The sequence below is a fragment of the Aeribacillus sp. FSL W8-0870 genome (assembly GCF_037963755.1).
Lineage (GTDB): Bacteria > Bacillota > Bacilli > Bacillales > Aeribacillaceae > Aeribacillus > Aeribacillus composti.
In genome coordinates this window covers 3,672,635-3,688,320 of record NZ_CP150165.1, presented here as the reverse complement: position 1 = coordinate 3,688,320, position 15,686 = coordinate 3,672,635, and the positions used below count along the sequence as shown (strand labels likewise).

Annotated in this window: 13 protein-coding genes; 11 read left to right on the top strand and 2 right to left on the bottom strand. The window is 38.9% G+C overall.

Annotation, left to right across the window (positions count from 1 at the left end; all coding sequences use genetic code 11):
- Positions 1–18 precede the first annotated feature (18 nt).
- Together ligA and NSU02_RS17790 are read left to right on the top strand one after the other, a co-directional pair.
- On the top strand, positions 19–2,022 hold the full coding sequence (ligA, locus tag NSU02_RS17795; RefSeq protein ID WP_339193451.1) for an NAD-dependent DNA ligase LigA: 2,004 nt from the start codon (positions 19–21) through the stop codon (positions 2,020–2,022).
- A 15-nt stretch (positions 2,023–2,037) separates the two neighbouring features.
- Positions 2,038–3,189, top strand: a complete 1,152-nt coding sequence (locus tag NSU02_RS17790; protein ID WP_339193449.1) for a CamS family sex pheromone protein — start codon at positions 2,038–2,040, stop codon at positions 3,187–3,189.
- An 84-nt stretch (positions 3,190–3,273) separates the two neighbouring features.
- On the opposite strand, the gene NSU02_RS17785 is transcribed toward NSU02_RS17790, so the two are convergent.
- Positions 3,274–3,432: a YjcZ family sporulation protein gene (locus NSU02_RS17785; RefSeq protein ID WP_082829587.1), complete on the bottom strand. Its 159-nt coding sequence runs from the start codon at positions 3,430–3,432 to the stop codon at positions 3,274–3,276.
- A 272-nt stretch (positions 3,433–3,704) separates the two neighbouring features.
- On the opposite strand from NSU02_RS17785, the gene gatC reads away from it, so the two are divergent.
- The 4 genes from gatC (at position 3,705) to NSU02_RS17765 (ending at position 8,112) form a co-directional block, all read left to right on the top strand.
- Positions 3,705–3,995, top strand: a complete 291-nt coding sequence (gene gatC / locus NSU02_RS17780) for an Asp-tRNA(Asn)/Glu-tRNA(Gln) amidotransferase subunit GatC (RefSeq protein ID WP_063388808.1) — start codon at positions 3,705–3,707, stop codon at positions 3,993–3,995.
- Positions 3,996–4,011: 16 nt separating this feature from the next.
- Complete coding sequence (gatA, locus tag NSU02_RS17775) at positions 4,012–5,469, top strand: Asp-tRNA(Asn)/Glu-tRNA(Gln) amidotransferase subunit GatA (protein WP_094244375.1); 1,458 nt, start codon at positions 4,012–4,014, stop codon at positions 5,467–5,469.
- Between the two features lie 13 nt (positions 5,470–5,482).
- A complete protein-coding gene (gatB, locus tag NSU02_RS17770) occupies positions 5,483–6,913 on the top strand; it encodes an Asp-tRNA(Asn)/Glu-tRNA(Gln) amidotransferase subunit GatB (protein ID WP_063388806.1) in 1,431 nt (476 codons plus the stop codon).
- A gap of 269 nt (positions 6,914–7,182) precedes the next feature.
- Positions 7,183–8,112, top strand: a complete 930-nt coding sequence (locus tag NSU02_RS17765) for a diacylglycerol kinase (protein ID WP_063388805.1) — start codon at positions 7,183–7,185, stop codon at positions 8,110–8,112.
- Between the two features lie 196 nt (positions 8,113–8,308).
- Here the strand turns inward: NSU02_RS17765 and NSU02_RS17760 are convergent, their stop codons facing one another.
- Positions 8,309–8,464 carry a Fur-regulated basic protein FbpA gene (locus NSU02_RS17760; RefSeq protein WP_082829588.1) on the bottom strand — a complete coding sequence of 52 codons (156 nt, stop codon included), beginning with the start codon at positions 8,462–8,464 and terminating at the stop codon, positions 8,309–8,311.
- A gap of 180 nt (positions 8,465–8,644) precedes the next feature.
- On the opposite strand from NSU02_RS17760, the gene rlmD reads away from it, so the two are divergent.
- The 5 genes from rlmD to NSU02_RS17735 all read left to right on the top strand — a co-directional run bounded on the left by rlmD (position 8,645) and on the right by NSU02_RS17735 (position 15,679).
- Complete coding sequence (gene rlmD, locus NSU02_RS17755; RefSeq protein ID WP_339193446.1) at positions 8,645–10,018, top strand: 23S rRNA (uracil(1939)-C(5))-methyltransferase RlmD; 1,374 nt, start codon at positions 8,645–8,647, stop codon at positions 10,016–10,018.
- 391 nt (positions 10,019–10,409) lie between these two features.
- Complete coding sequence (locus NSU02_RS17750) at positions 10,410–11,717, top strand: DNA methyltransferase (RefSeq protein WP_339193444.1); 1,308 nt, start codon at positions 10,410–10,412, stop codon at positions 11,715–11,717.
- Positions 11,718–11,720: 3 nt separating this feature from the next.
- Positions 11,721–12,857, top strand: coding sequence for a DUF262 domain-containing protein (locus tag NSU02_RS17745; RefSeq protein WP_339193443.1), 1,137 nt, complete (start codon positions 11,721–11,723; stop codon positions 12,855–12,857).
- The gene (locus NSU02_RS17740) at positions 12,844–13,554 is read left to right on the top strand and encodes an MAE_28990/MAE_18760 family HEPN-like nuclease (protein ID WP_339193441.1); all 711 of its coding nucleotides are present in this window, start codon (positions 12,844–12,846) and stop codon (positions 13,552–13,554) included. Before NSU02_RS17745 ends, NSU02_RS17740 begins: the two co-directional genes overlap by 14 nt.
- Positions 13,555–14,221: 667 nt before the next feature.
- Positions 14,222–15,679, top strand: coding sequence for a class I SAM-dependent DNA methyltransferase (locus NSU02_RS17735; protein ID WP_339193439.1), 1,458 nt, complete (start codon positions 14,222–14,224; stop codon positions 15,677–15,679).
- Positions 15,680–15,686 lie beyond the last annotated feature (7 nt).

Sequence of the window (15,686 nt, the reverse complement as noted above, 5' to 3'; positions counted from 1 at the left end):
AGGAAGGAATTGACACATATGGATAAACGTACGGCAGAAAACCGTGTAAAAGAATTGCACAAGCTTTTGAATCAATATAATTATGAATATCACGTTCTTGACAATCCGTCTGTTCCTGACGCAGAGTATGACCGGCTCATGAGAGAACTTATTGAACTTGAGGAAAAATATCCTGAGCTGAAAACCCCTGATTCTCCCTCCCAGCGTGTGGGGGGCGCTGTTTTAGATGCTTTCCGAAAAGTGGAGCACCGCGTGCCGATGCTGAGTTTGGCAAACGCTTTTAATGAGCAGGACTTGCGTGACTTTGACAGGCGAGTCCGTCAAGCAGTTGGGGATGTCGAATATGTTGTGGAGCTGAAAATTGACGGACTGGCGGTTTCCCTTCGATATGAAAACGGCCTGTTTGTACAAGGATCAACACGAGGAGACGGCACGACCGGGGAAGATATCACGGAAAATTTAAAAACGATCCGCTCGATCCCTTTGAGACTAAAGAAAAATTTATCGATTGAAGTGCGCGGAGAAGCATTTATGCCGAAAGCATCATTTGAAAAATTAAATGAGGAGCGGATTGCAAAAGGGGAAGTCCCATTTGCCAATCCAAGAAACGCTGCTGCTGGTTCCTTGCGCCAGCTAGACCCAAAAATTGCCGCGAAACGAAACTTAGATATTTTCGTCTATAACATAGCAGAGCTTGGCGATACCGGAGTGTCTTCTCATAGTGAAGGATTGGACTTGCTTGATGAACTCGGCTTTAAAACAAATCATGAACGCAGAAAATGCAAAAACATCGACGAAGTGATCGAGCTGCTTGATCAATTGTTGGAAAAGCGGTCTCAGCTTCCGTATGATATTGACGGAGTTGTAATTAAGGTTGATAGTTTGCGTCAGCAGGAAGCGCTCGGGGCAACTGCGAAAAGCCCGAGATGGGCGATTGCCTATAAGTTTCCGGCAGAAGAGGTAGTGACGAAGCTGCTGGATATTGAACTCGCTGTCGGACGCACCGGCGTCATTACCCCAACAGCGATCTTAGAGCCTGTAAAGGTTGCCGGGACAACCGTCAAACGAGCTTCCCTTCATAATGAAGATTTGATTCGGGAAAAAGATATTAAACTTGGGGACTTCGTCGTCGTGAAAAAAGCCGGGGACATCATTCCTGAAATTGTAAATGTTCTTGTTGACAGAAGAACAGGCAATGAACAGGATTTTCGGATGCCTTCGCACTGTCCTGAATGCAATAGCGAGCTGGTCCGGTTAGAAGGAGAAGTTGCGCTTAGATGCATTAATCCAAAATGTCCGGCGCAAATTCGCGAAGGTCTCATCCATTTTGTTTCCCGAAATGCGATGAATATTGAAGGATTAGGGGAACGCGTCATCACCCAATTGTTTAAAGAAGGTTTGATTCAAGATGTAGCGGATTTATACAAATTAACAAAATCTCAATTGCTTCAGCTTGAACGGATGGGTGAAAAATCAACGGATAATTTGTTACATGCGATTGAACGGTCGAAGGAAAATTCGCTGGAGCGCCTTTTATTCGGGCTAGGCATTCGCTATGTCGGAGAAAAAGCCGCAAAAATTTTAGCAGAGCATTTTGAAACAATGGAGCGACTGCAAAGCGCAACAAGAGAACAATTAATCAGCATACCAGAAATTGGAGAAAAAATGGCTGATTCCATCGCTACTTTTTTTGAACAGCCTGAAGTAAAAGAATTGATTGAAGAATTAAAGTCATTCGGTGTCAATATGACGTATAAAGGTCCGAAACGGACAAATTCAGAAGAAAAAGATTCATACTTTGCCGGAAAGACAATCGTTTTAACAGGGAAGCTTGCTGAAATGTCCCGCAATGAAGCAAAAGAACAAATTGAAGCAAGAGGCGGAAAAGTTACTGGCAGTGTGAGCAAAAAAACAGATCTTGTGATCGCTGGTGAAGATGCCGGCAGCAAGCTCGCAAAAGCTCGCGAATTAAACATAGAAGTCTGGGATGAGTCTCGTTTGCTTGAAGAATTAAGGAAATAGGAGAGGGAAGGTACCTTGAAAAAACTTTTGATTATAGCGGCAGCGTGCATGGCTGTGCTCAGTGCATGCTCGCAGGACATTGGAGAACCGGAGCAAATTGTACAAGAGACGGAAGAATCAACGGAGGAAAAAGCAATTATTCCGAAATACAGAATTTCGGAAGATTATTATAAGATGCTCGTGCCTTTTAAAACGAGTGAAGCGCGGGGGCTTGTGGCAAGCAATCTCAATACAAGATTTGATATCGATGAATTTGAAACTGGTCTTATGCGGATGGCCAGCGACAAGTTTCCGACGGATAAATATGTGTTTCAAGAAGGACAATATTTAGACAAAAAAACTGTCCAAAACTGGCTTGGCCGCAAGCTGGAAGGAAAAGATTTGGAAGAAGCGAAAAGAAAGGATAAATCTTTCAAAAATGAAGGTTTAAATCCGCCAGAAAGCTCCGAAAAAAGCCCCATTTATGTAACGCATATACTTGAACATAATTACCTTGTAAAAAAAGATGAAAAAACACTTGAGCTTGGCGGAGTGTCGATCGGTTTGGCCTTGAATTCTGTTTATTATTACCGCACGGAAGACGGCATCCAAAAAGAAAATAAAATAGACAAGGCTACCGTTGAAAAGAAAGGGAAGGAAATTGCACAAGTGGTTGTGAAGAGGCTTCGAAATATAGAAGGATTAGAAAAAGTGCCGATTGTTGTTTCCCTTTACGAACAAGCGCCTAAATCTTCGATTGTTCCAGGACATTTTTTTGCAAGAACAATCGTTGATGGCGGAAGTGAAAATATTGGAAAATGGGAAAATATTAACGAAGAGTATTACTTTTTCCCATCTGAAGAGGGGACAAAGAAAAAACCGGACGATGCCAACACATTTAAACGTTTAAAAGGAGATATTGAAGACTTTTTCCCTAACTACACAGGCATCATTGGGAAAGCTTTTTATCAAGACGGTGAAATGAAGCAAATGAAAATAGAAATACCGGTTCAGTTTTACGGAAAAACAGAAGTCATCGCCTTTACACAATTTTTAACTGGGAAAGTTGTAGAATATTATAAAGACTATATTTCTCTTGAAGTGACCATCAACTCTTCAAGAGGTCCGGAAGCGCTCATCGTTAGAGAGCCAGGGCAGGAAAAACCGACAGTTCATGTTTTTCAATAAAAAAACAGGTGATTTCAAAAAGGGGGGATTTTGAAATCACCTTTATATTGATCGTTTTTTGGCGGGCATTTGGTTAAACGGTGTTCACCACTTTACAAAAGCAGTACCTACAATGATCAACAAAATGAACAATACTACTATAAGGGCAAATCCACCACCGTGTCCGAATCCACCACCGTACCCGAATCCACCGTCATATCCTCCGTAACCGTAGCCTTGACAAGAACCGAATCCAAAACTCATGTTTTTCACCTCCGAATAATGTACCGTACAATACTTTTATATTCACGAATGAATAAAACGTTTGGACGAATGTACCTATATTTGAATTTTTGGCTGAAGTCCTTCGACGTTTTGAAAATTACATGTGAAAAGAAAATCATCTGTAAAGGGGCTTTTTTCAGCCTGCCTTCGTGCAATATTGTTTCAACATTTCGGGGGTGTTGCTTTATCTGGCTAAAATTTGATATTATCAGAGTATTGCAGTGTGTTCGAAAAAGTGGAGGTGAATTGGGATGTCACGCATTTCGAAAGAACAAGTAAAACATGTTGCTCATCTTGCCCGCTTGGCAATTACGGAAGAGGAAGCAGAGATGTTTACCAATCAGCTTGACGCGATTATAACGTTTGCTGAGCAGTTAAATGAATTGGATACGGAGAACGTTCAACCAACTTCCCACGTTTTGGATATGAAAAATGTCATGCGCGAAGATCAACCTGAGCCGGGTCTTCCACGGGAAGTTGCGTTGAAAAATGCTCCTGACCAAAAAGACGGACAATTCCGCGTACCAGCCATTCTTGAGTAAGGAGGACGAAGCGAACATGGCTCTGTTTGATCATAAAATATCTGAATTAAAACAAATGCTGCACCGAAAAGAAATTTCCGTCTCCGATCTTGTCGATGAGTCTTACAAGCGCATTCAAGAAGTCGACGGAAAGGTAGAAGCTTTCTTAACCCTCGATGAAGAACGAGCCCGAGAAAAAGCAAAACAACTGGATAATGAAATAGGAAAAAAAGATACATACGGTTTATTGTTTGGCATGCCGATAGGAATTAAAGATAACATTGTGACAAAGGATTTACGCACAACCTGTGCAAGCAAAATTCTTGAAAACTTTGACCCAATTTATGATGCAACAGTTATGCGCAAGCTGGAAGAAGCTGAAGCGATTACGATCGGCAAATTAAACATGGATGAGTTTGCGATGGGATCATCCACTGAAACGTCCGCATTTAAAAAGACGAAAAACCCATGGAATTTAGAAGCGGTTCCAGGCGGTTCCAGCGGCGGCAGCGCAGCGGCTGTCAGCGCAGGAGAAGTTCCGTTTGCACTAGGCTCTGATACAGGCGGCTCGATTCGCCAGCCGGCAGCATTCTGCGGGGTTGTTGGCTTGAAGCCTACATATGGACGAGTCTCCCGTTTCGGATTAGTCGCATTCGCGTCTTCATTAGATCAAATCGGACCGATAACAAGAACTGTTGAAGACAACGCTTACCTTCTTCAAGTCATTTCAGGTCTTGATCCAATGGATTCCACAAGTGCAAATGTGGAAGTTCCTGATTATATATCCGCTTTAACTGGAGATATTAAAGGGCTGAAAATTGCGGTTCCAAAAGAGTATTTAGGTGAAGGGGTAAGCCGTGAGTCGCGCGAGGCCGTACTGGCTGCTTTAAAAGTACTCGAAGGATTGGGCGCAGAATGGGAAGAAGTATCTTTGCCGCATTCCAAATACGGTATTGCTACATATTATTTGCTTGCCTCATCCGAAGCATCTGCGAATCTCGCCCGTTTTGACGGAGTCCGCTACGGCTATCGCTCCGACAACGCTGAAACCTTGATCGATATGTATAAACAAACACGCGCGGAAGGCTTTGGAAATGAGGTAAAACGCCGCATTATGCTCGGTACATTTGCATTAAGCTCTGGATATTATGATGCATATTACAAAAAAGCGCAGCAAGTGCGCACGCTTATTAAGAAAGATTTTGAAGACGTTTTTGAAAAATATGACGTCATCATCGGACCGACAACCCCGACTCCAGCATTTAAAATCGGCGAAAAAATTGACGATCCACTCACGATGTATGCGAACGATATTTTAACAATCAATGTGAACCTTGCGGGAGTTCCTGCTATTTCCGTACCTTGCGGATTTGCCAACGGCCTGCCGCTGGGATTGCAAATCATCGGCAAGCATTTTGACGAGAGCACCGTTTATCGCGTTGCCCATGCATACGAACAAGCAACAGACTTCCATAAACAAAAACCGGAACTGTAAGGGGTGAGAACTAATGAACTTTGAAACGGTCATCGGACTTGAAGTACATGTGGAATTGAAAACGAAATCGAAAATCTTTTCCAGTGCACCAAACGCTTTCGGTGCTGAACCAAATACAAACACAACGGTCATTGACCTCGGATACCCGGGAGTTTTGCCCGTTTTAAATAAAGAAGCCGTTGAATTCGCAATGAAAGCTGCGATGGCATTGAACTGCGAAGTGGCTACTTATACAAAGTTTGACCGGAAAAACTATTTTTATCCGGACAACCCGAAAGCATATCAAATTTCCCAATATGATCAGCCGATCGGTCAAAACGGCTGGATTGAAATTGAAGTGAACGGAAAGAAAAAGAAAATCGGCATTACGCGCCTTCATTTAGAAGAGGATGCTGGCAAATTGACGCATACTGGCGACGGCTATTCTCTTGTAGACTTTAACCGTCAAGGAACACCGCTGATTGAAATTGTATCAGAGCCGGACATCCGCTCACCTGAAGAAGCCTATGCATATTTGGAAAAATTAAAATCGATTATTCAATATACTGGCGTATCCGACTGTAAAATGGAAGAAGGATCTCTTCGCTGCGACGCAAACATTTCGCTCCGCCCGATCGGACAAAAAGAATTTGGCACAAAAACAGAATTGAAAAACTTAAACTCATTTAACTTTGTGCGCAAAGGGCTCGAATATGAAGAAAAACGTCAGGCGGAAGTGCTTTTATCCGGCGGAGTCATTCAACAAGAAACACGCCGTTTTGATGAGGCTACAGGGAAAACGATTTTAATGCGCGTTAAAGAAGGATCAGACGATTATCGTTATTTTCCTGAACCTGATTTAGTCACTCTTTACATTGATGATGAGTGGAAAGAAAGAGTCCGGTCATCGATTCCGGAGCTGCCGGATGCGCGCCAAAAACGATATGTTGAAGAGCTTGGACTCCCAGCGTATGATGCTAAAGTGCTGACAATGACGAAAGAAATGTCTGATTTCTTTGAAGCAACAGTTAAAGCCGGAGCTGATGCGAAACAAGCTTCTAACTGGCTGATGGGAGAAGTATCAGCATATTTAAATGCAGAGCAAAAAGAGTTGTCTGAAGTGGCGCTCACCCCGGAAAGTCTTGCAGGAATGATCAAGCTGATCGAAAATGGAACCATCTCCTCCAAAATCGCGAAAAAAGTGTTCAAAGAGCTGATTGAAAAAGGTGGAGACCCTGAAAAAATCGTGAAAGAAAAAGGGCTTGTTCAAATTTCTGATGAAGGTGCCATCTTAAAGCTTGTAATCGAAACATTGGATGAAAATGAGCAATCGGTTACCGACTTTAAAAACGGAAAAGATAAAGCGATTGGCTTTCTAGTCGGTCAAATTATGAAAAAAACGAAGGGGCAAGCCAACCCGCAATTAGTAAACAAATTGTTATTACAAGAAATAAAGAAACGATAATTTTAATAGACGCTCAGCTTAGCAGCTGGGTGTTTTATTTATAGTAAAATGGAAATAAAACCCATCCGTGAATTTTTGAAGCTGGAATTTGAAAAAAGTGTTTAAATGGCGAACAGTTTTATCAAAATAAAAATAGAATAAACGTTTATTGACAAAAGTAGTATAAATGAACACAAATGATAGAAAAAACTTGTTTGTTTTGGCAAAAAGGAATAATCTATTAATGATTCTATTTTTACAATAGAAATGGATAGTATAGGATGATGTGAATGAAACGCGCAAGAATCATTTATAACCCCACATCTGGTCGAGAGGCTTTCAAAAAACAGCTCCCTGAAGTTCTTGCTAAATTTGAAGAGGCCGGCTATGAAACATCGTGCCATGCTACTACCGGTGAAGGAGATGCGACAAACGCAGCGAAACAGGCTGCTGAACGCGGGTTTGACCTCATTATCGCTGCGGGTGGAGACGGTACGGTGAACGAAGTTGTGAACGGGCTCGCAGTCATGGAAAATCGTCCGACGCTCGGAATCATCCCCGTCGGAACTACAAACGATTTTGCCCGTGCAATCGGCATTCCCCGCGACAATATTTTGCACGCAGTCGATACGCTGCTGAACGGCGTAAAAAGGAAAATAGACATTGGAAAAGTGAATAACCAATATTTTATTAATATTGCCGGCGGCGGAAAATTAACAGAGCTTACTTATGACGTTCCAAGCAAATTAAAGACCGTTTTAGGACAGCTTGCTTATTATTTAAAGGGCATTGAAATGCTCCCTTCCATCCATCCGACAGAGGTGGAAATTGAATATGATGGCAAGCTGTTTCAAGGAGAGATCATGCTGTTTTTAATCAGCTTGACAAATTCGGTCGGAGGGTTTGAAAAGCTGGCTCCAGACTCAATTTTAAATGATGGTATGTTTGATTTACTGATTTTGAAAAAAGTCAGCCTCGCAGAGTTTATTCGCCTTGCCAGCTTGGCATTAAAAGGCGAGCATATTCACAGTGAAAATGTAATTTATACAAAAGCCAATCGGATAAAAGTAAAGACAGAAGACAAAATGCAGTTAAACTTGGACGGCGAATACGGAGGACTCCTGCCTGCTGAATTTGAAAACCTGTATCAATATATTGAGATCATCATGTCGAAAGAAAAAGCAGAAAAAAACGCGCCAATTGAAAAGAGCAGCGAATAGGCTGCTCTTTACCGTTTTTGAATAGATGAAATGCGGCTCCCCGCGCTAATTTCAACGATTTATATGACTTGTCTGCAACATTTTGCTTAAAAAAACCACTGCAAAAGCTTTGCAGGCAGCTTGTTAAACAAAATGTAATGAAAGAAAGGTGCAGCTGTTTTTACAGCCTTGCTTTCAAGCTGGAAAAACGAAATTTTTATTTTCCATAATGGTAATGATCGCTTTCAATTTTATTGACAAGTTTTAACAACTCAATGACGTTCAATTCATATAATTGTTGTCCATCTTCCCCTTTGTAAACACCGTTGGCAATAAGCTGTTCGATGAGTGACTCTTTAAAACTTTGATCCATGTAAATTCACTCCTTCAGCTAATATAGACGATTTTTCATCAACCAATGTTACGTGCCGCCCTTTTATATTTTCATTACAATAGTATTTCCTATTATGACAATAATAAAATCACTTGGGTCATTTTTACGGTTGTGATACAATTTTTTCAGTTCATTCTGATCAAAAAGGAAGAAAACAACATGGAAGCACCAGTGAAGAAAAATGATTATTACGATGTAGTGTTTGAAGATTTAACACATGACGGGGCAGGAGTAGCCAAAATCAACGGCTTTCCTTTATTTGTCCCGAATGCTTTGCCTGGAGAAAAGGGAACAGTCAAAGTTGTCAAAGTAAAAAAAGGCTATGGATACGGACGTCTCATGAAATTATCGGAAACAAGCCCGGATCGGGCAGATGCGCCTTGTCCCATATATAAACAATGCGGAGGCTGCCAGCTTCAGCATGTAAGCTATGACGGCCAACTGCGCCATAAGCAAAAAATAGTAAAAGAAACGCTTGCCCGCATCGGAAAAGTGGATGTAGAAAAAGTCACGGTTCATCCAACGATCGGAATGAGCGATCCTTGGAATTATCGAAATAAAGCACAGGTTCCAATCGGGGAGCGGGAAGGCGCCCTGATTGCAGGCTTTTATCAGCAAAGAACGCACGAAATTATCGATATGGAGAGATGTCTCATTCAGCAGACGGAAAACGATCGAATTGTCCGAGAAGTTAAAGCGATATTGAACCGCTATCATATCCGGGCTTACAACGAACAAACCCATCAAGGATGGCTGCGCCATATCGTTGTCCGCTACGGGTATCAAACAAAGCAAGCGATGCTTGTTTTCGTTACCCGAACAGCTGATTTTCCACATAAAAAGAAAATTTTAGCTGAAATTACCGCTAAATTTCCAAACATTCGATCGATTGTCCAAAACATAAACCCGAAACGGACAAACGTCATATTTGGCGAAGAAACAAAGCTGCTTTCGGGTTTGGAATATATATATGATTACATCGGATCAATTAAGTTTGCCATTTCCGCACGATCTTTTTACCAAGTGAACCCTGAACAGACGAAGGCGCTTTACGAAAAAGCGTTAGAATACGCCGAACTTACAGGAGAAGAAACGGTCATCGACGCCTATTGCGGGATCGGAACGATTTCACTCTTCCTTGCGCAAAAAGCTAAAAAAGTGTACGGCGTGGAAATTGTGCCCGATGCCATTGAAGATGCCAAACGAAATGCAAAACTAAACGGCATCGAGAACGTTGAATTTGCCGTCGGTCAAGCAGAGGAGATCATGCCCAAATGGCATGCACAAGGAATTCGCGCAGACGTCATCGTCGTGGATCCTCCTCGAAAAGGCTGCGATCATTCACTGCTTCAAACAATTATAGTAATGAAACCAAAAAAAGTCGTCTACGTCTCCTGCAACCCGGCGACATTAGCGCGTGACATTGCCATCCTAGAACAAGGCGGCTACGAAACAAAAGAGGTCCAGCCAGTCGACATGTTCCCGCATACGGCGCATGTGGAGTGCTGTGCGTTGCTCGTAAAAAAGCTATAACTTTAAAATAAACATTTGTGATTGAAAATAAAATTTTGCGAAAAAACAGGAAGACAGGGGAGAAGGGGAAATCCTTCTCCTTCAAGCTTTGAACCCACTTTTTTTAGCAAGACTTTTATTTTTTATTTGCGAAAAAATCGAAGAATAGGTGTTATGGAAAGAATTGGTTTTTATATCAAACAGAAAATTTGGATTTAGCAAATTTTATCGAACAAAAAATTGAAGTATACATAGTGGATGAAGTGTCTTTAACAAGTATGATTAGGACTTTTTTATTTTAGGGTAAATTGATGAAGAACTTTATGATAAATATAATGAAGGAATCTTATGTTAATTACGCGTTATAATAGTGTAAACAATATTTTTATAGAAAAGACATAAGGATGAGGTTATGATGTTATTGGGAGTGTCTAACAATCCTAAGAGAGATTTTTTGTACAAATTTGGGAAAACAGCGTGGTATGAGTATTATGCAGGATATTCACCTCGATTTGTTAAAAATATTTTAGATATCCTTAATCTACAAGAAGGGGATATTATATTAGATCCTTGGAACGGAAGTGGAACAACAACTCAAGTTGCGGCAGAAAATAAATATTATTCGATAGGATTTGATATTAATCCTATTATGGTAATAGTTTCAAAGGCGAGGTGCGTTAATAGAAATTCTATACCAAAGTTATTAATGATATGTGAAAAAATAATAAAGAAAGCAAAATACTATTGGAAGTATCCTTGGATTTCGCCTGAACCACTAGAAATTTGGCTAACACCAAAGAGTGCAAAAGTGTTTAGAAATATTGAAAGAGCGATTCAACAGATTGCATGTGATAAAGATGAATATTTGATAATTTTTTATGAAGAGAGTTTGGAATCTATAAACAGTGTGGCTGCCTTTTTTTATGTTGCATTATTTAGAGCCTTGAAAAAATTTTTGGAAAAATTTAGATCATCTAACCCTACTTGGATTAAGAAACCAAAATCTCCAGAGGAAAGGGTTGATTTAAAAAAAGAGGATATTTTTAGGGAGTTCCAATATCAAGTTGAATTTATGATAAATCAATTTGAACATGAATCAGATTGTTATGTTGATTTAGAACGCTTAACGAAAATAGATATAGCATCATCGGATAATATTCCTCTTAAAGATAATGAAATAGATGCAGTCATTACCTCTCCACCATATTGTACAAGAATTGATTATGCTGTTTTAACTAGTTTAGAATTAGCTCTTATAGGATGTCCAATTGAGGAAATGGAGAAATTAAGGAAAAGAATGATTGGATCACCTGTCATTAATGAAAGTATTCCAACATTAAATAGTAATTGGGGAAAAACATGCCTTGAAACATTATCAAAAATTAGTAGCCATAATTCCAAAGCATCAAAAACTTATTATTACAAAACATATTTGCAATATTTTGATTCAATTTATAAGTCGATTGTAGAAATTAATCGTGTGTTGAAGCGAAATGGATATGGTGTCTTTGTTGTTCAAGACTCATATTATAAGGATGTACATGTTAACTTACCACAAATTATAATTGAAATGACAAAAGGTTTAGGATGGACTCAATATTGTAAAGAGGATTTTGAATCGAAAGTTTCAATGGCAGAAATAAATCCAAAAATCAGAAAATATAGAGTAAATACTAAAAGTGTGGAAAGTGTCATTATATTTAAAAAAACGAGGGGATGAAAAGTGGAAAAATCTCGAATTACAGATAATGAACTTATAGAAATTGTTGATTCTAAGATAAAAAAAGTCAGAACGAGAAGTTTAGATTTGTCATTTAATGAGTTGTTAGACATGTACGAAAATGGTGAACTTATAATAGACCCTGATTATCAGAGATTATTCCGTTGGTCTGAAGAAAAACAATCTCGCTTTATAGAATCTCTAATTTTAGAAATGCCTATCCCACCAATATATGTAATTGAGAGAGAAGAAGGAGTATATGAACTAATAGATGGTTTACAAAGGATATCTTCTTATTTACATTTTCGAGGTTCATTAAAAACTAAGAAAAACCAATATTTAACATTAACTGGGTGCGATATAGTTAATCAATTAGATGGCTACACATATAATGATTTGCCAAAGCCACTTCAAATAAAACTAAAAAGGAATTTTGTACGTGTTGAAATTATTAGAAGAGAAAGTGACCAGAGATTACGCTATTATATGTTTAAAAGGTTAAATACAGGTGGGGAACTTTTAAGTGAACAAGAAATAAGAAATTGTACTATTAGGTTGTTAGACGATAAATTTAATGAGTTTATTATTGAATTAAGCAAAAATGAAGATTTTGTAAATTGTATATCCAATTTATCTGATGAAAAGAAAGATCAAAAATATGATGAAGAATTAGTGTTACGATTTTTTGCCTTTAAAAATTATCGCCATAAATATCGACATGATGTCGGATCCTTTATGACGGATTATATGGAAGGGGTCTCTTATAAGAAAGGCGAAGAGGGACATATAGAATTTGACTATGATAAGGAAAGAGAAATTTTTAATAAAACTTTTAAAGTACTTAATTTAACTTTGGGAGAATATGTTTTTTCTAGAACGAATAACAATGGAAAATTTATATCTTCTTTTTCTCCTTATCATTTTGAAGCTTTTACTTTAGGAATACAAAAATATTTAGACCAAATTAATTATGATAATGAATTTATCGAAAAATTAAAAAATGAATTTATTGAAATAAAAAATGATAGTAATTTTAAAGCATTAACAACAGGAGGAGGTAAAAATACCCCTAATCAATTAGCGCAAAGAATTAAGTTTGTTGAGGATCGGGTAGGTGCACTAATAAATGAGAGAAATTGATTTAATTGATATCCGTTCTCAACTTGAAGAGGAAATGACATGGAGAAGTAATGAGATTAGATTATTACGTAATCAGCTTGCTTATATAGAAGATGATGAAGATAAAAAAAGATATAGAAAAGCATTAGTTGTTATGCTTTATTCACATTATGAAGGGTTTTGCAGAACAGCTTTTCTAATTTATGTAGATGCTATCAATAAAGCGAAAGTCCTACGCAAAGCAGCTAATGATTATATAGTTGCATGTTCTTTTGCAGAAGAATTTCAAGCTTATGAGGATGCTAGTAGAAAGCCTGAAATTTATAGGAAAATTTTTGGAAATAAATTACCTGACGATACAAAATTACATTCTTATGCCCGTCAAGTGGATTTTATTTCTAATATGCATTCTTTTTTAGATAAGCCGGTAACTATACCTGATACGGTTGTAGATACAGAATCTAATCTTTGGCCTGTTGTTTTAAAAAAGATATTATTTAGATTGGGTTTGCCATATGATGCTTTTAAAGAATATGAAGGCCAAATTTCAATGTTATTGAATAGGCGTAATGGAATTGCACATGGTCGTGATAAAGAAGGGTTTGATGAAAACACATATTCAGAAATTGAAAAGGCAACTTTTGAAGTAATGAAAGCAGTTATTGAAGTTATAATGAGTGCTTTAAAAGAAAAAAGATATTTAAAAGAAAGTTGCTAATTAAGTAAAGTGGCACTGGTAAATCGACAGAAGTAAAAAAGTTAATTAAGCATCCTGAGTATTGTATGTTCATAATCTATTTTTTTAATCAAATCCTAATATTATTAAAATTCCTTTTATTTAATTCCAACAGCCAGCTGGTCCGTTTGCATGTTTGGAGCATGAAGAATCCCGCGAATCTCCCTCAAGCAAAGCATCCTGTATATACTTTGGTGTGGCGGTGGAGAGCTCTCCATCTCTTGTGAGTGGAAAGATGTACGAGGTCAACGTCTTACTCGGGTCGTCAACTGACGTGGATACGAAGTTTCAATCGCCTTTTCGTTCTTCTATGTGTTCATAAGGTGCGTCTCTAGCTGCTCTTCTACTTGCGCCTCGAGAATTTGATTCAGGACTGGTTCCGGCGAATTGGTTAATCCCTCATCTCTGGTCATAACTCATACCAAAATTAACAATTTATAGTAATATGACATAGAGCCACTGTTACTTTCCTCTTTATGTTTGCTGTTTATTCTATACAAAGAGGGAACAACATGGCTCTTTTTCTATTTTCTTTTTTACACAATGACGAACTTAATTTTGACAGCAGGTTTAATTTCATTATATTGGAGTTTTTAATGCTGATAGAACAATGTATAATTAAATTCGGAAATAATAAGGAGGCTGCTATATGATTACTGGAGAATTAAAGAACAAAGTCGATAAAATATGGGAAACGTTTTGGACGGGCGGAATTACGAACCCGCTGACGGTCATTGAACAATTTACATACCTCTTATTTATTAAAGGACTCGATGAAGCTGAAACCCAAAGAGAACAAGAGGCTGCTTTATTAGGAATTGAGTTTGAACGAATCTTTCCTGAAGATAAACAACACTTGCGTTGGAGCAAGTTTAAAAATCTAGAAGCTTCCCAAATGTATGAAATTGTATCTGAGGAAGTATTTCCTTTTATTAAAAGCTTGCATGGCAATAAAAATTCCGCATATGCCAAGTATATGAGCGATGCGATTTTTATGATTCCTATGCCGCAAATGCTTTCCAAAATTGTGGACGGCATTGATAAGCTCCCAATGAAGGACCGCGATTTACAAGGGGATTTATATGAATATTTGCTATCCAAAATCGCGACAGCAGGTACGAACGGGCAATTCCGCACGCCGCGTCATATTATCAAGATGATGGTAGAGTTAGTCAAACCAACACCGGAAGATATTATTGTTGATCCGGCCGCCGGTTCCGCAGGGTTTTTAGTCGCAGCGGGCGAATATTTGCGCAAACATCGCAGCGACTTATTTTTGGTGCAAAGTTTAAAAGAGCATTTTAATAACCATATGTTCTACGGTTTTGATATGGACCGCACGATGTTGCGCATCGGTGCGATGAACATGATGCTCCATGGCATTGAAAATCCAAATATCGAATATCGCGACTCTTTATCGGAACAAAACAAAGATAAGGACAAATACACCCTTGTCCTTGCCAATCCGCCGTTTAAAGGCTCCTTGGATTACGAAGCCGTTTCTAGTGACCTATTAAAAATTGCAAAAACAAAGAAAACAGAGCTTTTATTCTTGGCGTTATTCTTACGCATCTTAAAAACGGGCGGACGCTGTGCGTGCATCGTGCCAGATGGGGTATTGTTCGGCAGCTCGAAGGCGCATAAAGACATCCGCAAAGAAATTGTGGAAAATCATAAATTAGAAGCGATTATTTCCATGCCAAGCGGCGTATTTAAACCATACGCCGGCGTTTCAACAGCGGTTATGATTTTTACGAAAACAGGCGTAGGCGGAACGGATCAAGTATGGTTCTATGACATGAAAGCCGATGGCTACTCGTTGGATGACAAGCGTACCCCGATTGAGGAAAATGACATTCCGGACATCATTGCGCGCTTCCATAACCGTGAAGCGGAAAAAGACCGGAAACGTACGGAGCAGTCGTTCTTCGTGCCGGTGGAAGAAATCCGGGAAAATGACTATGACCTTTCGATTAACAAATATAAAGAAATTGAGTATGAAGAAGTACAGTATGAAGCGCCAAGTGTGATACTTGAAAGAGTGGAAACGTTGGAAAAAGAGATTATGCAAGGATTACAAGAGTTGAAACAAATGATTAGAGGGTAGGGGTCTT